The following is a 26311-nucleotide window of genomic DNA, read 5'->3' as shown; positions in this document are numbered from 1 at the left end:
GGAAGCCTTCAAATTAGAGCATGTTTATATGCCAACCTGGAGATTAAAATTTGTCGGGCCAATTATGCCAGAATTTCAGAAGATCATTGATGATTACTTTACTCAAATTCCCGAATTAAAAAATAAAGTTGTTTTTACCAATGAGATTATTGATCGGGATTGTTTGCGCAGCGAATATGAAAAGGCCAAAATTTTTTGTTTAACTTCTCGCTGGGAAGGTTTTCCTATAGTCTTTCCGGAAGCCGCCGTTAACGGTTGCTATATCATTGCTACAGATCTTGCTGCCTCCTGGGATATTACCGGGAACAAGCAGTATGGTGATATATTCCCGATAGACGATAGTCAGCAGTTGGCAAAGCTTTTGATTAAGGCTAGTAACGACGAAGTCAAGTTACAGACAACTTGCATGGCTATTCAGGAGTTTGCCCGAGAAAATTTTCATTGGGGCAGAATCTGTCAAACAATATATGAAAAAATATCCCATCCATTGCCTAGTGAAAACTATGAGCTAAGTGAGATACGAAAGTTAGTAACAAAAGTAAGGCAAAGCAGTATCGACTATGATCCTTCAGTGGATCAATTTTTAATTGAACGCCTGGAGACTTATCCTGTTGCCTTAAAACTATCATTTTGGGAGCGCCACAGCGAATTTGCTGCCGTGAAAAAATATCCTGAATTGGCAGGGGTATTATTGGACTTTGGCTGCGGTTCCGGGCATATAGATATATTGTTTGCCAGAGAGGGCAGGCAGGTTCATGGGATAGATATAAGCCCGCTGGGGATTGAAATCGGCAACTACTTTCGCGCGAAAGAGGCTTATGAGGTACAGGAGCGAGTGAGTTTTGCCGTAGCAGATGTTACGACACAGCGAACAGATGACAGACAGTTTGATTGTGTGTTAGCTGTGCAAGTAATTGAATATATTTCAAATCCAGAACCAATTTTTCGGGGTTTGCGAAATTGGGTTAAGGATGGGGCCTATATGCTAATTTCTGTTTCTTCAGGTAATGCGCATTATGATCCCAGGAAAGTACATCATTATGCTAATGCCACAGAGTTAGAGAATTTTCTGAGCCGGTATATAACCGTTGTACGGGTAGATACCGATAACGGCGGGAATATTCTGAGGGCACTGTGCAGGTTTGACGATGTATCATAAAGTTTTGAGGGCACTCAAGAAATTGGCTTAATAGTTTAATAAAGCTGTGGAAGACAAAACTGGCGTCGTAATCAACGACGCCAGTCAAATATTAGACTCTTTTATTCATTTTCTTCAGGGAGAAACCGCGAATCTGAATTGGCATTTCGGTTCGAAAAATAGTTGGACAAGGCCCAAGTTAAATATGAATCGCCATAGTGCTCTACTTCCAAAAAACTTGCATTTTCTATACGCGGCTTGTATAGGGTAAATACATTTAATATGTTTGTCATTACGCGCTTTCTAATGGTCCGGCAAAATAAATCATCTTATCAAAATTACCCTGCTCGACGACAATTCTCATTCGTTCGTTTGACAAAAAGTAGGATGCGCTATACGGATTATAGGGTTTGAAGAATTGTATATCCATGTCATTCCACTTTAAAGAAAAATTACTGTCCTGTGCTAAGTTTTGAAACCTTGCAACCGCATTTCCATCAACGACATCATAATGGGTATATAATTTTAAATCTGAATTCCAAACAGCGGTAGAGCGTTCATATACATTTGGCATTATCAAAATGTTGCTGTTTGCCAGTTTTCTATTTATCCAACGCAGTTTATGAAAGAAAAAGGTATCTTTAATGATAATATCATCATCCAAATAACAAAAAAAATCGTATTTATTTTTATTCTGTATGTAGATGTCTCTAAGAAAATGCTGACATAAAAAAGGCAAACGCAAGGGATTGACTTTATCATCAAACAGTATCTTATGAAAATACCCGGCACGGGGAATCTTTAGGTGATTTAAGACATGGGCATTACCTATTGTACAAACATATATGTCGATATTATTTAAATACGTTTGTTTGGCTGGAGTCAGAATATAACTGCAATTGGTGGCATAAGTTTCTTTTTGGCTTAAACTGTGCAAAGCATGCAGGACTGCTGTAAGGGCACTTTGGGAAGGAGAGAGATAGATATTTTTATGCCGTCCATCAAGGACAGGCTCTTTTTTTTGCTAGTCGCTAAGGTGCCGATGGCGGACGATCGTACTGGGGCGCTGTTAAGCAGTTCTGACTTTGGTTAGGAAAAATAGGTAGCCATTGTTGAACTATGGGAATATACTACAATGTTAAGAATTTATATAAATAATTAAATTCCGTAGTTATTTAAACATAATGTAAGTGTCAAATAAGGCGGTGAAAGTGGTCAGTGAATGCCAATAAAATTTGCTTTATCTCTTGTGTAAATGATGATAATTTTTACCAAAAATGTCTCTCACATATTTATGCCCTAGAGATTCCTGAGGGTTTTTCCATCGAAACATTAGCCATAAAAAACGCTGCATCAATGGCAAGCGGTTATAATACAGCAATGCAGCAAACCGATGCCAAGTACAAAATCTATTTACATCAAGATGTATTTATTATTAATAAATCAATTATTCAAGACATATTAAAGATTTTTGAGAATTCGGAAATCGGAATGATAGGGGTTGCCGGCAGTGCGCAATTTTCTGCTACGGGAGTTTGGTGGGAGTCAAAAGCTAACTATGGCAAAGTATATAGCACCCATACCGGACCAATGAATTTGCTTTCCTTTCAGGAGGTAACCGGTGAATACCAAGCAGTACAAGGTATTGATGGACTCATAATGATTACTCAATATGACATTTTCTGGCGCGAAGATCTTTTCACGGGCTGGCATTTTTATGATGTAGCCCAGAGTATGGAGTTTAGGCGTAACGGCTATAAGGTAGTAGTCCCTAAGCAGCAAGAGCCATGGTGTATGCATGACTCAGGAGTTAAGCGTTTGGGACAAGAATACAATGATTTTCGTCTTGTCTTTATTGATGAATATACAAATGACTTGTTCCCGTTAGTAAGTATCTTAATTCCGGCATACAATCAAACGGAATATTTGGAAAAAGCTCTGCTCAGTGCTTTACACCAGGACTATCCTAACTTCGAGATTGTAGTATGCGATGATAGTACGACTGCGGATGTAAGGCTGCTGCTAGAGCAGTATGCAGCAAATCATAGCTGTATCAGATACTTCAATAACGGCGGCCCGTTAGGTGGCAGAGGCACCGCTAATCTACAAAAGTGTTTTGATATGTGCCGGGGACAATATATTAGCTTTTTACTCCATGATGATCTTTATTTTCCGAATAAAATCAGTACGATGATGCCTTATCTTAATCATGATAGTAATGTAAAATTAGTAACTTCCTATAGGAAGCTCATTGATTCAGCCGGCAATGTCCTGCCAGATATTCGTGTAACGCAGCCCTTCTATGTCCAAACAACGCGGGTTACCGGCAGCATTATGGGAAACTTTATACTGACAGCTATGTCTAATGTAATTGGGGAAATGTCAACAACCATGTTCCGCAAGGCCGATGTTAGCGGCAAGGTTTTGGATTTTTACGGATACCAGCTAAGTTGTTTGGGAGATGTAGGGCTATGGTTGAAATTGTTAGCAAAAGGTGATTTGGTATATATAAGGGAACCCTTAAGCTGTTTTCGCATTCACACCGGGCAAAACAGCTACACTAAGGCGCTAATATTATTAGGGGCCATTGAATGGTTTAAACTAATAACTTTGTCGTATAGAGAGAAACTGTATCTTTCTGAAGAGGAGTATATATCTGCTATAAGAGAATGGGGCAGACGTCATGGTTGGCTAGTGACAGACAGCACTGTTTCTGTGGAGGAAAAGAACCTTCAAGCTGAACTGACAAACTTGTATAAAGAGGCTAGTGAAATCATCAGAGGTAAATGAGTTGCAGAGAAAGAGGGGGGAATCTCTGTTGACTATAGCAGCAATAAAAGCGATAGCATCGTTTTTTCCTGAGCAAGTGGTGACTAATGAAATGCTGGTCCTGGAAGGAAACTGGGACTGGAGTGCTGAGGAGATCTGGCAAAAGACTGGTATTGGCGCGAGATGTATCGCTAAGGAAGGCGAGTGTGCGTCGGATTTGGGTATTGCCGCAGCAAACAAAGTATTTGCTACTGGTTGCTGCTCAAAAAGGGATATCGATTACTTGATTTTCTGTACCCAAAGTCCTGATTATTTTTTACCAGCCACTGCCTGTATCGTACAGCACAAACTTGGTTTAAAAACCAGTTGCGGAGCGCTGGATATAAATCAGGGCTGTTCTGGTTTTATTTACGGGCTATCGCTAGCAAAAGGCCTGATCGAAACTAATCTGGCTGCCAATGTACTGCTAATTACTGCCGAAACGTATAGCAAGTTTATGAATCCGAAAGACCGGAGTGTAAGAACCATATTTGGCGATGGTGCGGCGGCAACGCTGATTAGCACAGCCAGTAATGATACCGGGAGAATCGGGACTTTTGTGTTTGGAACCGATGGCAGTGGAGCGCCCAATTTGATTGTTCCGGCCGGAGGGCTAAGAATGCCTATTACTGATGATACCATTAAGGAAACTCAAGACGAATACGGGAATATTCGCTCGCTTAATAATCTGTATATGAATGGCCCGGAAATTTTTAATTTTACTTTAAAAACAGTACCTCAGGCGGTAGCCGAGCTTTTAACAAAGTCTGGCAAGTCGCTTGAGGATATTGATTACTTTATTTTTCACCAAGCCAATAAATTCATGCTTGAGCAATTGCGGCGTAAATTGAAAATCCCAGAGTCAAAGTTCTGGGTTGATTTAGAGTATGGCAATACTGTATCCTCGACTATTCCGATTGCTTTAGAAACAGCATTGCATACAGGTCAAGTAAAGTCAGGTGATGAGCTTATGTTAGTCGGCTTTGGCGTAGGGTATTCCTGGGCCGCTTGCTTGCTTAACCTATAATATCACGTAAGGGAAAGAGGAGTTATGCAGATAGTAAAACGAGGCTTAATTTTTTCACCCCAGGGTAAGTTTTCTTGGGCGGCGCATTCAACACTGCAGCCAACCCCCATTATGATCAGGGAAAATGAGATAAGAGTATATGTTGGCTTACGGGATACCTTCGGCATAAGTCGCATTGGTTATGTAGATGTGTCTGCCGAATGCCCGACCAAAGTGCTGCGTTATTCTGAGCAGCCAGTATTGGATATCGGGAAGCCGGGGATGTTTGACGATAACGGGGTAGTGCCGACAGCAATCATTACTGTTGGCAACAAGCTGCTGTTATATTATGCCGGCTACCAATTGCTGCATAAAGTCAGGTTTGCAGTATTTGGCGGGGTAGCTGTCAGCGAGAATGGCGGCGAAAGCTTTGACCGGATTCAATCCACACCGATATTTGACCGAACTGAAGAGGCTAGTTTGTTTCGCGTAATTCACTCTATTTTCTATGATGAAGGTGTGTGGAAAGTCTGGTATGGAGCCGGAAGTCATTTTATTCAAGGCAAAAGCAAATCTTTGCCTGTTTATAATATTCGCTATCTGGAATCGCCTGATTGCCTGGCTTTTCCTGCCAAGGGAACGGTTTGTCTGGATATAACAGGTGATGAGCATCGGGTGGGCAGACCCTATGTGTTTAAAGAAAATGGGATATACAAGATGTTTTTTGGTTCCGGGACAGAGAAGGTAGCTTATCGGCTGGATTATGCTGAATCGGTTGATGGGGTTAACTGGGTAAGAAAATCGGAAGAAATACAGATGACGTATCTTTCACAGGACTTTGACAGTGATATGAGCTGCTATCCGGCGGTTATTAACTTTAAGGACAAAAAGTACCTGTTTTATAACGGCAATAACTACGGGGAGGGCGGATTTGGTTATGCAGAAATACGGTAAATTTATGCAAGAGGTCGCGAAGGTTCTTGAGCTTAAAGATAGTCACCTGAGTGATACCATGAGTTTGCGAATAGGTAATTGGGATTCGGTGGCTATGTTATCGATAATAAGTCTAATCGATGAGTATTTTAATGTTACAGTACCGGCTAAACGCTTGGCGTCTTGTGTTACGTTTGCGGATATTATCCGACTTGTTCAGGAAGTTGAGCAGTCAGAGGAGCAGTAGGCATATGGAAAAACTGCAGCAGTTAGTCATCGTGGGTGCGGGGGAAACCGCAGAAATGGCTTATGAGTATTTTACTTTTGACTCTAATTATGAAGTATGTGCTTTTAGTGCCGAAAAAGCCTTCATTACTGATTCTAGCCTACTGGGAATACCCGTAATTCCGTTTGAAGAGTTGGAAGACCACTATGGTCCAGATCAATACAGCACCTTTGTTGCTCTTGGCTATGGCAAGCTTAACCGCTCCAGAACAAGATTATATTCTATTTGCAAAGCTAAAGGATATACTCTGGCTAACTATATAAGTTCTAAGGCCTTTGTCTGGAGAAATGTCGTTATTGGTGATAATTGCTTTATCTTAGAAAATAATACCCTTCAATCTAATGTCAGAGTTGGGAACAATGTGGTGTTATGGAGTGGCAATCATATCGGTCACCGTTCGGTAATTGGCGACAATTGCTTTTTATCGTCCCAGGTCGTTATTTCCGGTTATTGTTCGGTGGGGGATAACTGCTTCTTTGGCGTGAATAGCTGTGTTGGTGATAATGTCACAATAGCTCAAGATTGCGTAATTGGCGCCGGGGCAGTCGTTCTTAGTGATACTGAGCCGGGAACGATCTATCAAGGCAATCCGGCTAAGCCAGCCAGGGTCAGTAGTTATCGTGTGTTTAATGTCCGCAGTTGATGGGAGTAGGTGTGGTATGAATACATTAGCTGCAACCAGTTTCTGTGACTATCAGGTGGTTGTGCGGCCATATACTGCGGCTGATAGAAAAGTCTGGGACAATTTTGTATTGTGCGCCAAAAATGGCCACTTCTTTTTTCAACGTGACTATATGGAGTATCATGCAGACCGCTTTAATGATTATTCACTTCTTTTTCTCTATGGCAACGAGCTGATTGCCATTTTGCCGGCTAACCGGGAGGGTGACACTGTATATAGTCACCAAGGATTAACTTATGGAGGCTTGATTACTGGTCGCAACACAACAAGTTTAATGCTATTGAGTGCGTTTTCGGCACTGCTATGTTATTTGCAGCAAAATCAGATTACAAAGTTCTATTATAAGACGATGCCATACATTTTTTTTGATATTCCTGCCGAAGAAGACCGCTGGGCGTTGTTTAACAGTGGAGCTAGGTTAGTACGGCGAGATTTATCGTCAGTGCTTTGTCCTATGGAAAAAGTAAAATATTTTAAAGGTAAACAAAATAATCTGATGAAGGCTGGACGCAGTAATCTCACGATTTCAGTGAGTACCAGATATGATGAATTTATGGCTTTATTAACACATGTGCTGCTTACTAGGCATGAGGTTGAACCTGTTCATACGGCAGCGGAAATGCAACTGCTGGCGGAAAGATTTCCGGAAAACATTAAATTATATGTATGCTGCAAGGAGGATGTATTGCTGGCAGGGGCTATTGTATTTATTAATCGTCATGTCGTGCATACCCAGTATCTTGCTAATTCGGATCAGGGCAGGCAGTGTGGCGCATTAGACTACTTATTGAATTACCTGATAACCGATGTTTATGTCACCAAGAAGTTTTTTAGTTTTGGAATCTCTACCGAAGCTGATGGTAAAGTACTGAATTCAGGGTTGTTACAAAGTAAAGAGGGATTTGGTGCCAGAGGGTTAGTTCATGATTTATATCTGATAGAAATATAATGACAAAGCTCAGTGAAGGATCGTGAAAACGAACTATCCCTCACTGAGCTTGGTTTATTAACATATATATATGGGTTTAGGAAAAGGTCAATTTGCTGCCAGACTGCATATGATGATGAAGGGTAATTTATCCTGACTAGGCACTATAAGACTCCTGCTTTCTACAAGTGGGGCTTTGAAGGCTTCCCTAGACGTTGAGGAATTAACGATTACATGGAGCTTACGCTTCCAGGGAAGCTGAGTCTATTTGTGTAGTCTGGAATAGTTTATTGACTTGGAGCAAGTGAGGGAAGAAGTATGGGGATAGAAAGATGCGCAACTGTTGATTTACCAATAGTGCATGATCCTCGCGGCAACCTGACATTTATTGAAAGTAAACGGCATATTCCTTTTGATATTAAACGAATTTATTACCTGTATGATGTTCCTGGCGGCGCTGAACGCGGCGGTCATGCGCATAAGACTCTGCAACAGATGATTATTGCAATGTCTGGCAGTTTTGATGTGATAGTTGATGATGGTTTTACAAGACAAACCTTTAGCTTAAACCGCAGTTACCGAGGATTATATATAGACCGGCTTATTTGGCGGGAGATAGTGAATTTTTCCTCAGGAGCTGTTTGCTTGGTATTGGCTTCAGACTTTTACGATGAGTCAGATTATTATCGGGACTACAATGAGTTTCTTCAGGCAGTCGCTGCTTCCCGCCTTGCCGTGGAGGGGAGGACATAATGTACGTTCCATTTTTAGATGTAAAGGCCGCATACCATGAATTACAATCAGAGTTGGATGCTGCTTATCGGCGGGTTATGGAATCTGGCTGGTATATATTGGGGCAGGAAGTCCGGGCCTTTGAAGAAGAGTTTGCGCAATACTGCGGTGTTAAGCATTGTATTGGCGTAGGGAATGGGTTAGAAGCCTTGCATCTGGTTTTACGTGCATGGAATATTGGGGCAGGTGATGAAGTCATCGTGCCTGCGAATACGTATATCGCGACTTGGCTGGCTGTCACCTATGCGGGGGCGCGCCCTGTTCCGGTTGAACCGGATGAGAAGACGTATAATTTGAATCCACAGAAAATAGCCGAGGCAGTTACGCCAAATACTAAGGCAATTATTGTTGCTCACCTTTATGGGCAAACGGCTGATATGGATGCCATTATTGCCGTAGCGAAGAAATATAATTTAAAGGTTTTGGAAGATGCGGCGCAAGCGCAGGGCGCTCTGTACAAAGGTAGATATGCTGGCAGTTTGGGAGATGCCGCCGGTTTTAGCTTTTATCCAGGGAAGAACCTAGGTGCTTTTGGTGATGCAGGTGCGATAACAACGAATGATGATGGGCTGGCCGAAGCAGTACGATATCTAAGAAATTATGGTTCCAAGAGTAAATACATTCACGATTATTTGGGTTTTAACTCTCGGCTAGATGAGTTGCAAGCCGCATTTTTACGGGTAAAGCTAAAACATCTGAACGAATGGAATAGCCGGAGGCGCAGTCTGGCTGAAATATATCTACAAAAAATCAACAGTCCGGATGTGATCTTGCCCTACGTTCCGGAATGGGCAGAGCCTGCTTGGCATTTATTTGTTATTAGAAGCAAGCGCAGAAATGACTTACAGCAGTATTTAAAAAATAATGAAATTGAAACCTTAGTCCATTATCCTATACCCCCGCATTTGTCAGTGGCTTATCGAGCACAGGGATTTCGGACCGAGCAATTTCATTTAACAGAACAACTGGCCGAAGAGGTGTTGAGTTTGCCCATTGGACCACATCAAAAGGTCCCTATGGAAAGTTTTGTGATTCAGAAAGTTAATGAATTTGGTAAGGTACAACAGTGATCTGATAGGATAAATCCTAGTTCAATAAGACGAAAGTTAGAATAGGTTATATACAGAAAACTACGGCAACCGGAGGTGATTACGATGCAGACTCTGCTTGTTACAGGTGGAGCCGGCTTCATCGGCAGTAACTTTGTTCATTATATACTGGAAAACACCAACTATCGGGTAGTAAATCTTGATAAGCTAACGTACGCAGGAAATCTGAACTCTTTACGGTCTATACTTCAAGATTCTCGTCACATTTTTATTAAAGGCTCCATTCAGGATCGGACTTTAGTACGACATATTTTGGAACAATATCGACCGGACAAAGTAGTACACATGGCAGCCGAGTCTCATGTGGATCGGTCGATTGGCGCTCCCGGGGAATTTGTCCAAACCAATATTGTTGGTACTTTTGACCTGCTAGAGTGTGTTCGCCAGTATTGGTCTCAGCAAGATTCTTCTTGGCAAGCGGCATTTCGTTTTGTTCATATATCTACTGATGAGGTATATGGTTCTTTAGGCAAGGATGGTTATTTTACCGAAGAAACCAAGTATGCACCTAATTCGCCCTATTCTGCGTCTAAGGCCGCATCCGATCATTTGGCGCGGGCATACTTTCATACTTATGGCATACCGGTGATAATTACTCATTGCTCTAATAATTACGGGCCTTATCAATTTCCCGAAAAGCTAATTCCATTAATGATACTTAACGCGCTCAACGGAAAGCCACTGCCTGTATACGGTGATGGCAGTAATGTCAGGGATTGGCTCTATGTGCTTGATCATTGCAGCGCCATTTTAAAAGTATTAACAGATGGTCGACCGGGAGAGGCCTATAATGTGGGCGGACATAATGAAAAGACAAACTTGCAGGTGGTTCAAGGTATCTGTGATTTACTGGATGAAATGCAGCCCCGGCAAGCTGGTGGCAGCTATCGTGACCTTATTACTTTTGTTAAAGACCGCCCAGGTCATGACTGGCGTTACGCTATTGATGCTTCTAAGTTAGAAGCCGAACTTGGCTGGCGTCCGCAAGAATCGTTTGAATCCGGGTTGAATAAAACGGTGAGTTGGTATTTGGCTAATCCGGATTGGCTTGAGGATATCAGGAGCGGCGCTTATCGCGCAAAATGGCTAGGGCTTATTAACGGCTAGGGGTGTTTGAGGATGATAAAAAAAGGCATTATCCTGGCTGGCGGTTCAGGCACCAGACTGTATCCGCTGACCAAAGTAATAAGTAAACAACTTATGCCTATATACGACAAGCCAATGGTATATTATCCGCTCACAACACTAATGCTGGCGGGAATAAGAGACATACTGATTATTTCAACACCGCAGGATTTGCCATTATACCAAGAACTGTTGAAAGATGGAAGTCAATGGGGGCTGAATATATGTTATGCAGCTCAATCGCGTCCTGAAGGAATTGCCCACGCGTTTATCGTCGGGCAAACGTTCATTGGAAACGACTGCTGTGCCTTGGTGCTAGGAGACAATATTTTTTATGGTGACGGTCTCGCAGCTAAACTCCGCCAAGCAGCCAGCAAGACTAAAGGGGCTACAGTTTTTGGGTATTGGGTTAGTAATCCGCAGCAGTATGGCGTAGTCGAGTTTGATAAGAGCGGAAATGCCGTCAGTCTTGAAGAAAAGCCTAAGCAGCCTAAGTCTAATTATGCAGTAACAGGACTATATTTTTATGATACCCAAGTAGTAGATATGGCCAAATGTCTCAAGCCAAGCGCCAGGGGAGAACTTGAGATTACCGATATAAACAAACTGTACCTGAGTCAGGGATTACTTTGCGTTGAGCGCTTGGGACGAGGGTATGCGTGGTTGGATACGGGAACACATACGTCCCTGCTCCAGGCAGCGAACTTTATTGAAACTATTGAGCAAAGACAGGGATTAAAAATAGGCTGCCCGGAAGAGGTTGCATACCGGATGGGCTATATTTCTGCGCAGCAATTAATTAAACTTGCCGAAGACTGCCGTAATAGTGGCTATGGAAAGTATTTGTTAGCTCTTGCGCAGGGAGAGGTGTCTTATGAAGTGTTATAGCACAGTCTTACCAGATGTAAAGATTATAGAACCGACAGTCTATGAGGACAGCCGGGGCTTTTTTATGGAAACCTGGAATGCTGCTCAGTATGCGAAACTGGGGATTGCTGCAAACTTTGTCCAGGATAATCTATCTTTATCTACCAAAGGAGTTTTACGGGGACTTCATTATCAACAGCCAAATCCGCAGGGGAAATTGGTATATGTATTACAGGGAGAAGTATTTGATGTTGCGGTGGATATCAGGTATGGCTCACCGACTTTCGGTCATTGGGTAGGAATTGTTTTATCGGCGCAGAACCATCGGCAATTGTATATTCCGGAAGGTTTTGCCCATGGTTTTTGCGCTTTAAGTGATACAGTGCTATTTGCCTATAAGTGTACTGCATTTTACGCTCCCTCATGTGAAAAAGGCGTATGTTGGAATGATCCGGCGCTAAATATTAAGTGGCCAATTTCTGATCCGATACTATCGGCCAAGGATAAACAGTATCCGTGCCTTGGAGAGATAGGGATTGAGGATCTTGCTAAATATGTGTAGACAGGTGGTACTATGAAAGTCATTGTTACTGGTGGCTCGGGTCAGCTTGGGCGGGCTTTTGCCGCATTGACTGACTCGTTTGCCGGTCAGCTAGTTATATTGGGATCGCACGAACTGGATGTTACTTGTCCAAATCAGGTTACGAGTATTTTTGAGCAAATGAAGCCTGATGTTGTAATTCATGCAGCAGCCTATACGGCTGTTGACGCAGCCGAGACAGCTCCTGATAAGGCATTTAGAGTTAATGTTATTGGTACTCGCAATATTGCTGCTGCCTGTCTTAATTATGGCAGTAAGCTTGTATATCTTAGTACAGATTATGTGTTTGATGGGCAGCAAAGCCGGCCGTATACTGAGTTTGACCGTCCTAATCCGATAAATGTTTATGGCAGGAGCAAGCTGGAGGGTGAATTAATGGCTGCAAGAATCTGCCCTCAGCTGTATGTTGTTAGAACTTCATGGTTGTATGGCGATGGCCATAATTTTGTCCGAACCATACTGAGGTTAGCACGCGAACGGAAAGAGCTAACCGTTGTTAATGATCAGATAGGAACACCTACTTATGCTGCCGATTTGGCCCGAGGCATTCTGGCACTTATTGAAACCGATGGATTTGGGACTTATCATATGTCAAACAACGGTTATTGTAGTTGGTATGATTTTGCGAAGGAAATTTTAAAACTTGCCGATATCCCAATCGTGGTACATCCGGTAACCACAGAGATGTTTGGTGCAACTGCTATGAGGCCACGCTACTCGGTATTACGCAATTATATGTTGGAACTCAGTGGTGGTGATTATTTCCGTTATTGGCAGGATGCTCTTTCCGTTTATATGAAAAACGTCATGGCTAGTCTTTAAGTAAAGTCATTACATGCAAAATTGTTTTGTATTTCAGATTCCCAGTGGCTAAATGAACGGCTGCCGCATAGTATACATTGATTAGTCCCCCAATTTGATAGCTATGTGGAAGGAGGAGTTTAGATGGGTTTTGGTTTTGACGGTTGTGGCGGCGGTCGTGGTAATTCATGGGTTGTGATCATTATTATCATAATACTGCTGCTATGGTGCTGCGGAGACAACGATACTTGTACTTGCTAAGTAAATATCGTTAATTTACTACTTACAATGAGCCGGTACCTTTGGTGCCGGTTCTTTAATTATGTAGACAGAGGCTATGGAGCCAAAAATGCTGATTTTTACTTCAAAATATGAATTGATTTTTGTATACACTGATGTTATAATATGTACAAAATAAAGTATACATAGCCGATTGGTGGCGGAATGAATGTAATCATTCGGGGTCCGTCGCTGGTTGTGTCAAGTATACGCGATAAAAGATCCCCATTTTGAAGTTGCAGAAATACTGCAATTTCAAAATGGGGTCTTTTTAATACCTTGTTAGCTTGGTGGCCGGTTGCAAATAGGACAGGCTTGCAACCGGAAGGGTTTTTCCAAATGTGCCTGCTCCAGGAGCTCCTGGTTGCTAAATATGTCTAGTGTAGGACCGTCAGCGAGCACTTTGCCGGCACGTAAGACAATTGTACGGGCACAGAGGTCCAGAACCAGGTCAAGGTCATGGGTTGCAATGATTTTGGTATGCTCAAAGGTTTTGAGTAAGTTGATTAATTGGCGGCGGGCCAGTGGATCAAGGGCAGCGGTTGGCTCGTCCATAACTAGGATACTGGGTTCCATCGCTAACACGGTAGCAATGGCTACCAAACGTTTTTGTCCGCCTGACAAGCGATAGGGGGCACGGTCTTTTAAATGTAGGGCACCGACGGTAGTTAACGCTGAGTTTACACGGGCGTCCACTATTTCTGGTGGTAATCCAAGGTTTAGTGGTCCAAAAGCAACGTCATCATAAACGGTTGGCATAAAAAGCTGATCATCGGAATTCTGAAACACCATGCCAACTGACCGACGGATATGAGGTAAGGTCTGTTTTGTCACCGGATAATTCCCAATATTTATTATACCTGTGGTGGGGAATAGTACACCGATCAGATGTAACAGTAGTGTGGTTTTACCTGAGCCGTTGGCGCCGACGATGGCCAATGATTCGCCGTGAGTGATCCGGATAGACAGACCGCATAGTGCTTCGGTCTGATCAGGATAGGTGTAGGTTACGTTTTTTACTTCAATAATATGATGGCTCATGATTACCCCCCCATAAGCAATTTACCTAAAAGATGGGGAATATTGAATAAGCGGGCGCTAATAAAAAAGATTGTCCAGAAGACCAGAAAAATAATATCGGCAGCATGTAAAACAGTGGTGCGCATGAGGCGTACTTCGCCGTCAAAGCCACGGCACAGCATGGCCTGATAAATTCGGTTGGCCCTGTCAATTGAGCGGATAAGAAGTTGTCCTAAGAGCGATCCCCAAGTCCGATAACGAACTCCTGTTCCATGAAAGGAACGCAAACTGTAAGCTTGAATGCTGCGAATAAACTCGTCAAGCAAAACATGCAAATAACGATACATAAACATGATTTGGACAACGATAACTTTAGGAATACCTATTCTCAGCAACGCTGCCCCTAAAGCATTTATGCCGGTGGTTGCCACCAGAATGAGGGCGGTAGTTACGGTCAGATATAAACGGATGGTAATAGAGAAAAAGGAAATCCAACCGCCTGTTAACATAAGTGGTCCGAACTGAATAACTGGTGTTTGGTCAAATATGGGGTTGAAAATGCCCACGAAAACTACGAAAGGAGCCACTAACACCAAACGTTTAAGCAACGGTCTGGCCGGAAGATTGCCAAGCGACATCAGTACTGTTGGAAAGAAAAGAAATGGCAGTAGACCGTTAATTTCATATTTAGGAAATGATGTAACAATGATAATGAACATAAGGACTGTGATTAGCTTAACACAAGGATGGAGGCGATGGATGATCGTGTTTTTCGTGGCAAGTGTATCAAGATATCGTACATCTATCCAATTAGCTTCCAGTCTTATCATATTACATGCTTCTTTCGGAAAAGTATAAAGTTGACTTAGCTCTCCATGCTACGCATTTGCTTACTGCTGTTTGGAAAAATGATGGAGGCTTTTGCCAATAACCAAGGCAATTATTAAAGTAAGAAGGGAGCCAACAATGCCGGCTGTTGAAGTGCCGATGTCTACAACTGGCCAGGCTGGAGTTTCTGGTTCTGTGATAATTGCAGCGACAGGCTGTTGGTCTTGTCTAAAGTTATAGTTGGGAAGGAAGGCAATTTTTTCTTGAAAATCCGCAAGAATGGTGTGGATTCCTTCAGGAGCTTCTAAATCATCTCCACCTGTGACCCTGGCGATTGACCACTCCAGTCCGTCGGGGTGCCCGGAGGCAAACCAGGATAAGGCGCCGCCGGTAATCATGGCAGCAATCATCAGTACGACTAGAATTGGCTTAATGGCAATATTGTCTAAACGTTGTCTCTGAGACGTTTTTGTGAGGATTTCTGGTGCTTCTTTGGCGACAAACAGGATGACTGCCGCTGTTACCAACCCTTCTACCAGGCCAATAGCCAAGTGAATGGGCTGCATGAGAAGGACAAAAGCATTAAAAGGAAGATTGGAAATCCCCGATATGACAGTTTCCAGGACAACGCTGAAGGCACCTAACTGAAGCCCAATGACGGCGGCTAACATTGAGGCCGAGAATAAACGGATTTGCGAAGGGCTGCTACCGGCAAGTGGTTTATAGATGAGCGGGTAGGCGATAAAACAAGGGAAAAAGCCAAGATTAAAGATATTACAGCCAAGGGCTAAGAGGCCACCGTCGGCAAAGAACAGCGCCTGAACGGTTAAAATGGATGCTATGGTTAAGAACGCAGCATGCGGGCCCAACAAGATAGCGAGCAGGAGCCCGCCGCCCAAGTGGCCGCTGGAGCCTGTGCCAGGGATGGTAAAATTAATCATTTGGGCCGCAAAGACGAAGGCGCCTAATACTCCCATGAGGGGAACTTTTCGCTCATCCATCTCTTGTTGTACTTGTTTTGCGGCAAAGGTAGCTAAGCCAGCAGTTACTGCCCACATAGCCCCGCCGACTACCGGGGAAATTAACGCGTCTGCCATATGCATGGTCATCACTCCTTATATGAGATTTGTTGACTAACCTTTTTTAGATTTTTCAAGGTAAGGCAGTAGCATTCGAGAGATGTTGGTGGTTAATGCAGATAGAAAGTATCATGGTATTACGTGGCTGCAACAAAAAAAGACTACAAAGATGCTTCCAGGCACTTGCTGGAAAGTGACTTTCGTAGTCTTGTTTCGACGATATGAATATAATAAAATACAAGAGTATAACGATTCTTCTGAATCATGGGTATCTTCATGATACTCATGATACACTAATATTGTCATAATTATTTCGCTGTTATTAGCGGAATTCCTGCTTATAAATTTGATTTTTTCAAATTTTTTACTTAATTTTAAAAAAACACCAGGTGTTTCTTGTAGTTTTTTTATGGAGAGCTTTTTTAAACTTTGAATCGTTTTTTATCGGGGATAAAAAAACTGTTTTGTTGACAGGAACTGTTTAAATTTGCAGGTTTTTGTATAATCGGGTTAGAATACTAGGAAGTAACTGCAAAAGATTGGGTTGGAGGCTATTATGGATACAGTACGGCGTATAGTAGTATGTGTATTGTTGATTTCGTTGCTGGTTGTTAGTACAGGCTGCTCAATAGGGAGCCTATTTGCCCCGAAACCGTACAAGGAAACGCAGTTTCTCATGGATACCATTATCGAGATTACTGCGTATGGCCCAGGCAGTGAGGCTGCTGTCAAAGCGGCATTTGCTGAGTTTAAACGAATTAACGATTTGACAAACCGATTTGATGAAACCAGTCAAGTGTCAAAGATTAACCAGGCAGCAGGGAAAGAAAAGGTGCAGGTAGACCCTGAAGTTATTGCTATGCTGAAACTGGCACGCAGCCGTTCTGAACAGCTTGACGGTGCGATTGATGTCACCATTGGCGCATTAACTGAGCTATGGGGCATCGGTCACAAAGGGGATTTTGTGCCTAGTGATGAGGAAATTAAGTCCCGGCTGCCGTTGGTTAACTTTCGGCTGTTAGAAGTTGATGATAAGGCCAATACCGTGTTTTTGCCTAAGGAGGGTATGCGGATTGATTTAGGAGCAGTAGCTAAAGGTTATGCTAATCGCAAGGCTATTGATGTGCTAAAGGCCCACGGGGTAAAGTCAGCACTGGTAAATGCCGGTGGCGATATTCGGGTGATTGGTAAACGGCCAGATGGTCAGCCATGGCGTATTGGGGTGCAAGACCCGCGTAATTCAGAAGGGATTGCGGCAAAACTGGCGTTAAGTGAATGGGATGTATTGGAAACATCTGGCGATTATCAACGCTATTTTATTAAGGATGGAGTGCGGTATTCACATATCATTGACCCGCGGACTGGCTATCAGCCACGCGAGGTCGCCAGTATTACCATAGTCGCGAAATCAGAGAATCACGTGGATATACTAAGTACCGCCATGCTGGTACTGGGGGTCGAAAAAGGTCAGGAATTGTTGAAGCAATATCCTGGAACAGAAGCCATTTTTATAACTACTGACGGAAAGAAAGTGATTACACCGGGCTTAGAGGGAAAGATTGAACTGTAGTGCTGTTTGCAGGACGAATATTGCCCTTGCTATAATTAATAAGTCAGATATTCCCCTAAGTAAGAGGTGAGGCGATGGATTGCAATAAAATTCGAGAAATGCTTGCTAGTCGATTGCGTGGCCAATCGGGCAAATTTGCCAATGCGGAGGATTACTTACAATCGGCGGTAACAGTACCACTGATTGACGTATGCGGCCAACCGTCAGTGTTATTTGAAGTACGCTCTGGTAAGCTGAGTCGTCAGCCTGGAGAAATATGTTTTCCTGGTGGCCGTATTGAGGCTTATGATGTCAGTCCGCTACAGACGGCTTTACGTGAGACGGCAGAAGAACTTGGAATTCAGAAGGATGCTATCGAAGTTCTAGGGGAGTTGGATTTTTTGGTAAGTCCAATTGGTGTCCTCATTTATCCTTATGCTGTGCATATATCTGCTGCTTTGCCGTTTGCTCCCAATACCGACGAAGTAGCCGAAGTGTTTACAGTGCCGTTGGATTTTTTGCTTACTGCCAAGCCCCGGGTAGCTTCTATGGAAATGGCGACTAAGCCATTGGCTGGTTTCCCTTTTGATCTTTTGCCACCAGACTATCCTCACGGGTATCGACGGCGGGCCAAATATCCGCTGCTATTCTACCAATACAAGCATTATGTTATTTGGGGATTAACGGCAAGAGTATTGGCCACCTTTCTAGAAATTTGCCGACAGGGCCTGAGCGGAGAGTATTTATCATGAAAATTCATGTTATCTTGCTAGTCAGCATGACTGGTTTGATATTTACTCATCCTTTTGATGGTTATTTTCGGTTTACACTCGGTGTGGTTGTATTAGCCACCTTGCTCTTATATTTTAGACGCTTGCCGGTCATGAGTATAGCAACTGCTGCCGGCGGAGTCATGCTCTTATTTCGTGTTATTATTAAATATCCGTATGTTGAGGAGTCACTGCCAAGTGTTTTTCTGCATAATCTGCCGGCGTTTAGCTATTATTTGGCCTATGGACTACTATTTATCCTTCTGAAGGTACGAGACTATCGGGGAAATATACCGGCACTTATCCTGCTGTTGAGTATTTGTGATATTGTTAGCAACTGTGTGGAACTCATGATTCGTCAGGAACCGGGCGGGCGTAGTTTGGAGACGGTTTTAACCAGTTTAGTGGCAGTTGGTGTTGCCCGCTCGATTTTAATTGTAATTGGTTATTACCTGATGAAGCGTTATCGTGATTTTGTGTTGGCAGAAGATCATGCTGCCCGTTACGCAGAACTTATTTTTATCATTGCTAAGCTTAAGGCTGAGCTATTTTATTTAAAAAAATCCTCAGCCGATATCGAAAGGGTTATGGAGAAAGGCTATACCTTGTATCAAAACCTCAACGAAGCTCACCCGGGCGAATTAGTTCGTCCTGACTCGCCTGCTGCTCGGGCGTTGGAGATTGCCCGCGACATTCATGAAATAAAAAAAGATTACTACCGGGTGACAAGGGGAATAGAAGAAATTTTGGATGTGGCAGTAAGAAAAGAAGGGCTGCCGTTGTCAGAGTTTTTTCAAATTATTGAACAAAATACCAGACGATATATTAATAGTTTGGACAAGCCTGTTTCCATTTCTTTTGTGCATTATGGTGAAGTGGTCACTGATAAATACTATGCTATTGTTTCTATTCTTAATAATTTAATTATCAATGCTGTTGAAGCCGTGGAACCGGCAGGCATTATTACTGTGACCGCTAAATACAGCGGAGGCAAACTACAGCTTACCGTTGCGGACAATGGTCCAGGCATTCAGCCTGAAGATTTGGAAATGGTCTTTGCGCCAGGGTATTCTACTAAATTTTCAGAAGTTACTGGACAAATGTCAACAGGTCTGGGGTTAAGTCATGTGAAGAATTTGACGGAATCGCTGGGCGGAGAAATTGCGCTAACCTCCAAACCAGGTAAAACAGTTTTTACCATATCACTGCCGCTGACCAATTTGGCAGCCAATAGCTGAGCAGGTCAATTTAATAGGGGTGTGAAGAAGTGCGTTTTGTTATTATTGAAGATGATCCAAGCGTCCGGAAGATTATGAGCAATATTATTGAAAAATATAAATTGGGAACCGTAATCGCTGAGTGTGGTGATGGATTAAAAGCTGAGTCCATTATTACCGATTATGCTCCTGATGTAGCCTTGGTAGACTTACTGCTTCCAGGCCAGGATGGTGTTGAGCTAATTAGAAAACTGAAAGAAAAAAAGGTAGACACTTCTTTTATTATGATTTCGGAAAGTACTAGCCAGCCAATGATAACCAAGGCGTACCAAACTGGCATTGATTTTTATATTCATAAACCTATCAATGTTCTGGAAATAACATCTGTTATTAGTAAAGTAGAAGAAAGCCGGCGCTTAAGGCAGGTTATGTCGCTTATTTCTGAAACTACGGCCCGGTATGCCGGTAATGGATGTAGAATAGTTGAAATTGATGATAATACTAAAAAGAACCGAATTAACCGGGTTTTTTCCGATCTGGGAATCATTGGGGAAGCGGGAGTAAAAAATATTCATCAATTAGTTCAGCTAGTAGATATGCGTCTGTCCGATGGCCATAATCAATCCTATCAACTTCATGAATTGTATCAGGAATTGTCGCAAGAGATCGGGCAGGATATTAAGACCATTGAGCAACGGGTACGCCGGGCAATTGCCAAAGCTATGCAAAATGTAGCTAATATGGGAATTGAGGACTATCATAACGAAAAGTTTGAAATGTATAGCGGAGCCTTGTTTGATTTTAAGGAAATTAGGCAGGAGATGGCTTTTATTCAAGGCAAAAGTTCTTACCGGGGAAAAATTAATATTAAGAAATTTCTTGAAGGCTTGTTATTTTTTGCTGATGAGTAGCCGATGTGCATAGATAATCATCAAATGTACCCTCTAGTTCTTTTATAACATTCTGCAGTCTTTTAGGTGTAATAACTATATTCTGTCAGACTTGTTACATAAGCTTTTATATAAAACAAGAAGAAAATACAGGCATAAGAACTGTTACCCTGCCAATACTAATGTTGAGGACCTTCAACTATGTAGTGGAAAGGGTGACAGTTTTTGTGTATTAAGATTTCTTATAAGGTAATCAGTGTTTTTTTGGTAGTGTTTCTTATGGCTGCTGTCTTTGCTGGCTGTGGTACAGCAAACAAGCCAGCTCCTAAGCCTCTGACTGACAATCAGGGTAATCAAGCGGCTCCTGGCAAAGTGGCCATGCCGCCACGTATGGTTATTGGCTATTATGAAAATCCCTGGCCAGGGACACCTGACCAGACAGGGTCATTTCCCAGCATGAAGGCTCATGCCAAAAGTATGTCAGGAGTAGGGCCCTTCTGGTATAAAGCCACTCAAGATGGTACTTTGGAGGCCAAAGACAGTCAGTTAGTATATGACACGGCCCGTCAGCTTGGCCTTAAGCTGTATCCACTGGTTACGAACAAAACTGGTGCTACTGATGCCGTGCTGGGTGATCCCGCGATACGAACAAAAGTAACGGATAGTATTGTTAAACTGGTACAGGAAAAAGGCTATGACGGTATCAATATTGACTTTGAACTGTTACCGCCTAAGCATAAAGAAAACTTGACTGCTTTTATGGCTGAATTGTATCCTAAAATGAAAGCCATCAATAAGACAGTTATTATTTCAGTATTTCCTAAAATAGATGTTGCCGAAGATGTTGCTGGTGCTTATGACTATCCCAATTTGGCTAAACATGCTGATTTCCTTCAAATCATGACATATGACAATCACTGGGCTACTTCGGAGCCTGGGCCAATTGCGCCAGTAGACTGGTATGAAAAAAATATCCAATACGCCATTGAACAATGCGGTGGGCCACACAAAGTGATTATCGGTGTTAGTGCGTATGGCTATGACTGGGGAGGTAAAGAGGGAGAAACTATAAAATATGTGGATGCTATTGTGTTGGCCGAAAAACATGGGGCAAAAATACACTATGATGAGAAAGCACAAGCTCCTTGGTTTAAATACAAAGATCACGAAGTTTGGTTTGAAAATGACAAAAGTACCGCCGCTAAACTTGATATTGTTGCCAAATATAACCCTGCTGGAATTGCTATTTGGCGTTTAGGTCAAGAACAGCCTGAAATTTGGGGGATTATTGATAAAAAGTTTCCGAAAGGGCAATAAAAATAATACCTGCCGTACACGCGGCAGGTATTATTTTGCAAAAATCGAATACTAATTAATATGGGAGGGGAAGCGCATGAGTATTGTTGAAGTCACTATTGTTCCTATAGGCACAGGTTCGCCTAGTGTTAGTCAATATGTTGCCGAGTGTCACAAAATACTTGAGCAAGCTACCGATCTCAAATACCAGTTAACACCTATGTCGACGATTATCGAAGGCGAGCTGAACCGAATTCTGGAAGTTATCCGCCAAATGCATGAAAGTCCATTTGCTGCAGGTGCGCAGCGAGTATCGACGACCATTCGGATTGACGACCGGCGGGATAAAGAATTAACTATGGCTGGAAAAATCAAAGCGGTTACCGACAAATTGTAGTAAACTTTAGTAACAGGTAAAAGACTAACCGTCTGTAGATATATCTTGGCGATGAACCCAAGATAAAAAATTCTTGACGTAAAACTACATATTTTGCTATACTTCTAACAAGCCCCCGTAGCTAGGGGGCTTGTCTTATTATGTAAAGTAATCTACATGTTGCAAAAAGACGAAAGGGTGAGGATATAATGCCACCATCACGTCTGGAAAAACGGCTACTTGAACAGCGCAAAACTCGGCGCAATAGGTTTTTGCTGATAGTAATATGTTTGCTGTTATTTTTCATCATGGCTGGTGTAACCTACTTTTGGGCCATGGGGGGTAAATTTGAAAAAGCCCGCAAGGTTAGTGCCAATGTGGTAGGACTGCCAGATAAAGTGAATATCCTGGTAATGGGTGTTGATGAGCGGAATGAAGATGTTGGGCGTTCAGATACCCTGTTTGTGGTAACCGTAGATACTTCAACCAAACAGGTAACGCTGTTATCCATACCACGTGATACCAGAGTCAAGATTCCTGGCCATGGCTGGGATAAAATCAATCATGCCTATGCCTTAGGCGGTTACAAACTTTCGCGGCGTGCTGTCGAGGATTTACTAGGCATTCCCATGGATTATTATGCAATTATTAATTTTGCTGCCTTCAATAAAATTGTTGATGCTGTGGGCGGTGTAACCATTGATGTTGAAAAACGCATGTATTACGAAGACCCGTATGATAATCTGGTTATTGACCTCAAACCGGGTAAGCAGCAAATGGATGGACATACTGCCATTAAATATGTGCGTTACCGGGACGAAGAAGGGGATATAGGACGGATTGAACGGCAACAGAAATTTATTAAGGCTATGCTTAATGAAGTGGCCAGTCCGTTTATACTACCACGGATACCCAATATTATTCGGGAAGTAACAGCAGCCATTCAGACCGATCTGACAACGGCTGACATGCTGAACTTGGCGAAGCTTGTAAATGATGCAGCCAAGGCTGGCCTAAAGACAGAGACTGTTCCAGGAAAGCCAGCTTACATTAGCGATATCAGTTATTGGTTGCCAGATATTATTCAATTGCGAAATTTTGTAGCTCTATCCCAAGGGATAACTGACGGAAAATTTATAGCAGCATCGCGAACTCTGGCCAGCCAATATGAGCGTTCTATTCCGCAAGAAATGAAAATAGTCGCAGTGGCGAATAAAGCGACAATAGAGGAAAAAGACCCGAACCAAAAAATCATTCAAGATCAGGACGAAAAGGCGGATAAGGCGCAGAATCCGTTAAAACCAGATAAGGCACAAGATCCAACAAAGCCAGTGACCGCAAATCCCAAAGCTCCTAGCATGCCGAAGGAAGCTACTAAAAATAAGGTGGCCCAAACTAAACCTCAGAAAACCAATAGTAGCAAACTACAGTTCGAAGTCGTTAATGCTAGCGGCATACCGGAGGCAGGCAACCAAATGGCGGCAGAGCTTAGAAGCCAGGGACATGAGGTCATTAGTGTAGCCGGTATTAGTGCCGCTAACAAAAATACAGTCGTGATTGCCAACAGCAGTGAAGTTAGCCGCCAATTAGCTAACTTGCCTTTTCGTTATGCGCTTCAGGTAAACAATGACGACAGTAAGGCCAATGTAGTAAAAATAATTGTAGGCAAAGATTATGTGAACCGATAGTCATGAGGGATGACTGGCAATGCGGGAACAGATCGTCTTGCTCAGATCTCCCACGGATATATTTTAGCTTAGCTTCTGTCACAGCAGTAGTTAAGCTATTTTTTTTGCCTTTATTGGGATACTAAAGTAGTGACTTGCCATTGCTGGGAAAGGGGTCAGTCAATGTGGATTGAGCAAATGCGCCGGCTAAAAGTAGTAGGCGTTATTATGGTTGGTATTATTAGTATATTAGTGCTCAGGTTAGTATGGCTGCAAGTGGTTCAAGGGGATTATTATAAAAAAAGTGCTGAAATCAATCGTACCCGTAAAATTAGCGTTCAGGCTCCACGGGGTGATATATACGATCGAAACGGAGCTGTAATAGTAAGCAATAGACCGAGTTTTGCCGTTTCCATTATTCCAAGTGAATATGCTAGGCCGGAGGAAGCTACTTCGCTGCTTGCTGCCATTACTGGTGTAACAGACGGGGAGATTAAGCAGCTATTGCAGGATAGTAGTGATTTTCCCTATACCCCGGTACGGATAAAACGCGATATCGATGACGTCATGATTGCCAAGATTGAGGAACGCCATGTCTATTTGCCGGGAGTGGTCATTGAAGCTATACCTGTTAGGCATTATGTATATAAAGAATTGGCTGCCCATATATTGGGCTTTATTGGCAGTATAAGTCAGGAGGAATACGCTAAGCGCAAACAGCAGGGTTATCATCCTGCTGACTTAGTTGGTAAAGATGGTATAGAACGGGAATGGGAAGAGGTACTGCGCGGTATTGACGGTGTGCGTATGTTAGAAGTGGACGCCAGTGGCGAAGAAATACGCCTGCTGGGAAATCAGCCGTCAGTTCCAGGCCAAGGACTGGTATTGACTCTTGATGCTAATCTGCAGAAAGCAGTAGAAGAAGCATTGGCTACCCAGGTTGCAGCTAGCCGGAACATAGGCCAACCAGCCAAAGGCGGTGCCGTAGTCGTGCTGGACGTCAACACCGGCGGTGTATTGGCAATGGCCAGCTATCCAGCTTTTGATCCCAACCTGTTTGCTGGAGGTATTAGCAGTAAAGACTGGAATGAGCTACTTGCCGATGCCGACCATCCGTTGAATAACCGGGCCATTCAGAATGCCTATCCGCCTGGTTCGGTATTTAAAATCGTAACAGCCGCAGCGGCACTCGAAATGAACCTGACTACACCACAGGAAATATTTGACGACCAAGGGGTGTATGTACTCAATGGCTGGAATTTTTACGGATGGGATAAAAAGGGGCTTGGTAAGTTAAATATAGTGGATGGTCTAGCCTTATCGAGTGATCCGGTATTTTATGAGTTAGGACGCCGTCTGGGAGCCGATAACCTGGCGACTTATGCGTTAACCTTTGGTTTTGGCAATCTTAGCGGGATTAAGCTGGCAGGAGAGACAAAAGGAATAGTCCCTTATATGGAATGGAAACAGGAGCAGTATGGTGAGCCTTGGTACCCGGGAGAAACCTTAATTGCTGCCATTGGTCAAGGTTACTATTTGGCAACGCCGCTCCAGCAGGCCTTGTTACTTATGGCTGTGGCGAATGGGGGGATCGTATATAAGCCCAAACTTGTCGACAAAGTTCTAACACCGGAAGGGAATCTTGTTACAACCTTGCCGACGGAGGTGCTGCGAACCATTTATCTTCGGCCGGAAGTATGGGATATTGTGCGGCAAGGGCTGATTGCAGTAACTACCCGTGGCACGGCTGCCGCCGCATTCAAAGATTTCCCGAAAACAATAGCTGGAAAATCTGGTTCAGCAGAAACTGGCCGAGGAACAACCCATTCCTGGTTTGCTTGCTATGCTCCGGCCGAGAAACCTGAAATTGCAATCGCCGTACTTGTGGAAGAAGGCGGAGATGCTTCGGTGGCCGCTGTACCGCTTACTCGCCGGATATTGGAGGCTTATTTCGGCATTCCCAATAAAGCGTTGTTGCCTGCGACAACAACAGATTAGTATGGGAAAGATATTTCAAAAATAACCATCTGGAATATTTTACAGAAATGGAAAGTAATAGAATAGGAGTTTTGCCAGCCATGTCGAATATATTCTTTCCATTGAATGAAAAGTATGGAGGGGAGCGATGACATGGGCGAAAAAATTCAGTTTGTACGCAACTATAGCGATATAAGCACCGATCAGGGGTTCCAATTCGAATTTCACTGCGATCGTTGTGGTGTTGGTTACCGGACAGAATTCAAACGGTCAGTAACAGGCACTAT

25 protein-coding genes are annotated in these 26311 nt (G+C 43.0%); 21 read left to right on the top strand and 4 right to left on the bottom strand.

The window, feature by feature from the left end; all coding sequences use genetic code 11:
- A partial coding sequence (locus tag AC29Z1_RS01410; protein ID WP_488269669.1) for a methyltransferase domain-containing protein occupies positions 1-1159 on the top strand: 1159 nt, incomplete at its 5' end.
- Between the two features lie 271 nt (positions 1160-1430).
- Here the strand turns inward: AC29Z1_RS01410 and AC29Z1_RS01405 are convergent.
- Positions 1431-2075 carry a hypothetical protein gene (locus AC29Z1_RS01405; RefSeq protein ID WP_488269668.1) on the bottom strand — a complete coding sequence of 215 codons (645 nt, stop codon included), beginning with the start codon at positions 2073-2075 and terminating at the stop codon, positions 1431-1433.
- Between the two features lie 281 nt (positions 2076-2356).
- On the opposite strand from AC29Z1_RS01405, the gene AC29Z1_RS01400 reads away from it, so the two are divergent.
- The 12 genes from AC29Z1_RS01400 (at position 2357) to rfbD (ending at position 13097) form a co-directional block, all read left to right on the top strand.
- The gene (locus tag AC29Z1_RS01400) at positions 2357-3928 is read left to right on the top strand and encodes a glycosyltransferase (protein ID WP_488269667.1); all 1572 of its coding nucleotides are present in this window, start codon (positions 2357-2359) and stop codon (positions 3926-3928) included.
- Positions 3929-3956: 28 nt separating this feature from the next.
- Positions 3957-4973, top strand: coding sequence for a 3-oxoacyl-ACP synthase III family protein (locus tag AC29Z1_RS01395; protein WP_488269666.1), 1017 nt, complete (start codon positions 3957-3959; stop codon positions 4971-4973).
- A gap of 24 nt (positions 4974-4997) precedes the next feature.
- On the top strand, positions 4998-5906 hold the full coding sequence (locus AC29Z1_RS01390; protein ID WP_488269665.1) for a glycoside hydrolase family protein: 909 nt from the start codon (positions 4998-5000) through the stop codon (positions 5904-5906).
- Complete coding sequence (locus tag AC29Z1_RS01385; protein ID WP_488269670.1) at positions 5890-6132, top strand: acyl carrier protein; 243 nt, start codon at positions 5890-5892, stop codon at positions 6130-6132. Before AC29Z1_RS01390 ends, AC29Z1_RS01385 begins: the two co-directional genes overlap by 17 nt.
- Positions 6133-6136: 4 nt before the next feature.
- Positions 6137-6814, top strand: coding sequence for an acetyltransferase (locus tag AC29Z1_RS01380; protein ID WP_488269664.1), 678 nt, complete (start codon positions 6137-6139; stop codon positions 6812-6814).
- Positions 6815-6830: 16 nt separating this feature from the next.
- The gene (locus tag AC29Z1_RS01375) at positions 6831-7802 is read left to right on the top strand and encodes a hypothetical protein (protein ID WP_488269663.1); all 972 of its coding nucleotides are present in this window, start codon (positions 6831-6833) and stop codon (positions 7800-7802) included.
- Positions 7803-8099: 297 nt separating this feature from the next.
- A complete protein-coding gene (locus AC29Z1_RS01370; RefSeq protein ID WP_488269662.1) occupies positions 8100-8534 on the top strand; it encodes a sugar 3,4-ketoisomerase in 435 nt (144 codons plus the stop codon).
- On the top strand, positions 8534-9643 hold the full coding sequence (locus AC29Z1_RS01365) for a DegT/DnrJ/EryC1/StrS family aminotransferase (protein WP_488269661.1): 1110 nt from the start codon (positions 8534-8536) through the stop codon (positions 9641-9643). Before AC29Z1_RS01370 ends, AC29Z1_RS01365 begins: the two co-directional genes overlap by 1 nt.
- A gap of 84 nt (positions 9644-9727) precedes the next feature.
- Entirely contained in the window at positions 9728-10789 is a 1062-nt protein-coding gene (rfbB, locus tag AC29Z1_RS01360) for a dTDP-glucose 4,6-dehydratase (protein ID WP_488269660.1), read from the top strand.
- Positions 10790-10801: 12 nt separating this feature from the next.
- Entirely contained in the window at positions 10802-11695 is an 894-nt protein-coding gene (gene rfbA, locus AC29Z1_RS01355) for a glucose-1-phosphate thymidylyltransferase RfbA (RefSeq protein WP_488269659.1), read from the top strand.
- Positions 11682-12236, top strand: coding sequence for a dTDP-4-dehydrorhamnose 3,5-epimerase (gene rfbC, locus AC29Z1_RS01350; RefSeq protein ID WP_488269658.1), 555 nt, complete (start codon positions 11682-11684; stop codon positions 12234-12236). Before rfbA ends, rfbC begins: the two co-directional genes overlap by 14 nt.
- Positions 12237-12248: 12 nt before the next feature.
- A complete protein-coding gene (gene rfbD / locus AC29Z1_RS01345; RefSeq protein WP_488269657.1) occupies positions 12249-13097 on the top strand; it encodes a dTDP-4-dehydrorhamnose reductase in 849 nt (282 codons plus the stop codon).
- A 540-nt stretch (positions 13098-13637) separates the two neighbouring features.
- Here the strand turns inward: rfbD and AC29Z1_RS01340 are convergent.
- From AC29Z1_RS01340 to AC29Z1_RS01330, 3 genes are read right to left on the bottom strand one after another with little or no spacing between them, the layout of a single operon-like run.
- Positions 13638-14396: an energy-coupling factor ABC transporter ATP-binding protein gene (locus AC29Z1_RS01340; protein WP_488269656.1), complete on the bottom strand. Its 759-nt coding sequence runs from the start codon at positions 14394-14396 to the stop codon at positions 13638-13640.
- 2 nt (positions 14397-14398) lie between these two features.
- Positions 14399-15205 carry a cobalt ECF transporter T component CbiQ gene (gene cbiQ, locus AC29Z1_RS01335; RefSeq protein WP_488269655.1) on the bottom strand — a complete coding sequence of 269 codons (807 nt, stop codon included), beginning with the start codon at positions 15203-15205 and terminating at the stop codon, positions 14399-14401.
- A 60-nt stretch (positions 15206-15265) separates the two neighbouring features.
- Positions 15266-16306 carry an energy-coupling factor ABC transporter permease gene (locus AC29Z1_RS01330; RefSeq protein WP_488269654.1) on the bottom strand — a complete coding sequence of 347 codons (1041 nt, stop codon included), beginning with the start codon at positions 16304-16306 and terminating at the stop codon, positions 15266-15268.
- 532 nt (positions 16307-16838) lie between these two features.
- Here AC29Z1_RS01330 and AC29Z1_RS01325 point away from each other — a divergent pair.
- From AC29Z1_RS01325 to mrdA, 8 genes are all read left to right on the top strand, one after another.
- Positions 16839-17852, top strand: a complete 1014-nt coding sequence (locus AC29Z1_RS01325) for an FAD:protein FMN transferase (RefSeq protein WP_488269653.1) — start codon at positions 16839-16841, stop codon at positions 17850-17852.
- A gap of 74 nt (positions 17853-17926) precedes the next feature.
- Positions 17927-18583, top strand: coding sequence for an NUDIX hydrolase (locus tag AC29Z1_RS01320; RefSeq protein WP_488269652.1), 657 nt, complete (start codon positions 17927-17929; stop codon positions 18581-18583).
- The gene (locus AC29Z1_RS01315) at positions 18580-19839 is read left to right on the top strand and encodes a sensor histidine kinase (RefSeq protein WP_488269651.1); all 1260 of its coding nucleotides are present in this window, start codon (positions 18580-18582) and stop codon (positions 19837-19839) included. Before AC29Z1_RS01320 ends, AC29Z1_RS01315 begins: the two co-directional genes overlap by 4 nt.
- A 29-nt stretch (positions 19840-19868) precedes the next feature.
- Positions 19869-20729 carry a response regulator gene (locus AC29Z1_RS01310; protein WP_488269650.1) on the top strand — a complete coding sequence of 287 codons (861 nt, stop codon included), beginning with the start codon at positions 19869-19871 and terminating at the stop codon, positions 20727-20729.
- Positions 20730-20933: 204 nt separating this feature from the next.
- On the top strand, positions 20934-22025 hold the full coding sequence (locus AC29Z1_RS01305; RefSeq protein ID WP_488269649.1) for a glycosyl hydrolase family 18 protein: 1092 nt from the start codon (positions 20934-20936) through the stop codon (positions 22023-22025).
- A 76-nt stretch (positions 22026-22101) separates the two neighbouring features.
- Positions 22102-22401 carry an MTH1187 family thiamine-binding protein gene (locus AC29Z1_RS01300; RefSeq protein ID WP_488269648.1) on the top strand — a complete coding sequence of 100 codons (300 nt, stop codon included), beginning with the start codon at positions 22102-22104 and terminating at the stop codon, positions 22399-22401.
- 188 nt (positions 22402-22589) lie between these two features.
- Positions 22590-24068, top strand: coding sequence for an LCP family protein (locus AC29Z1_RS01295; RefSeq protein ID WP_488269647.1), 1479 nt, complete (start codon positions 22590-22592; stop codon positions 24066-24068).
- 162 nt (positions 24069-24230) lie between these two features.
- Entirely contained in the window at positions 24231-26045 is a 1815-nt protein-coding gene (gene mrdA, locus AC29Z1_RS01290; RefSeq protein ID WP_488269646.1) for a penicillin-binding protein 2, read from the top strand.
- Positions 26046-26311 lie beyond the last annotated feature (266 nt).

It is taken from the genome of Sporomusa sp. (genome assembly GCF_057736855.1).
The sequence above is the reverse complement of the archived record's forward strand: the minus strand, read 5'-3'. Positions and strand labels throughout refer to the sequence as shown.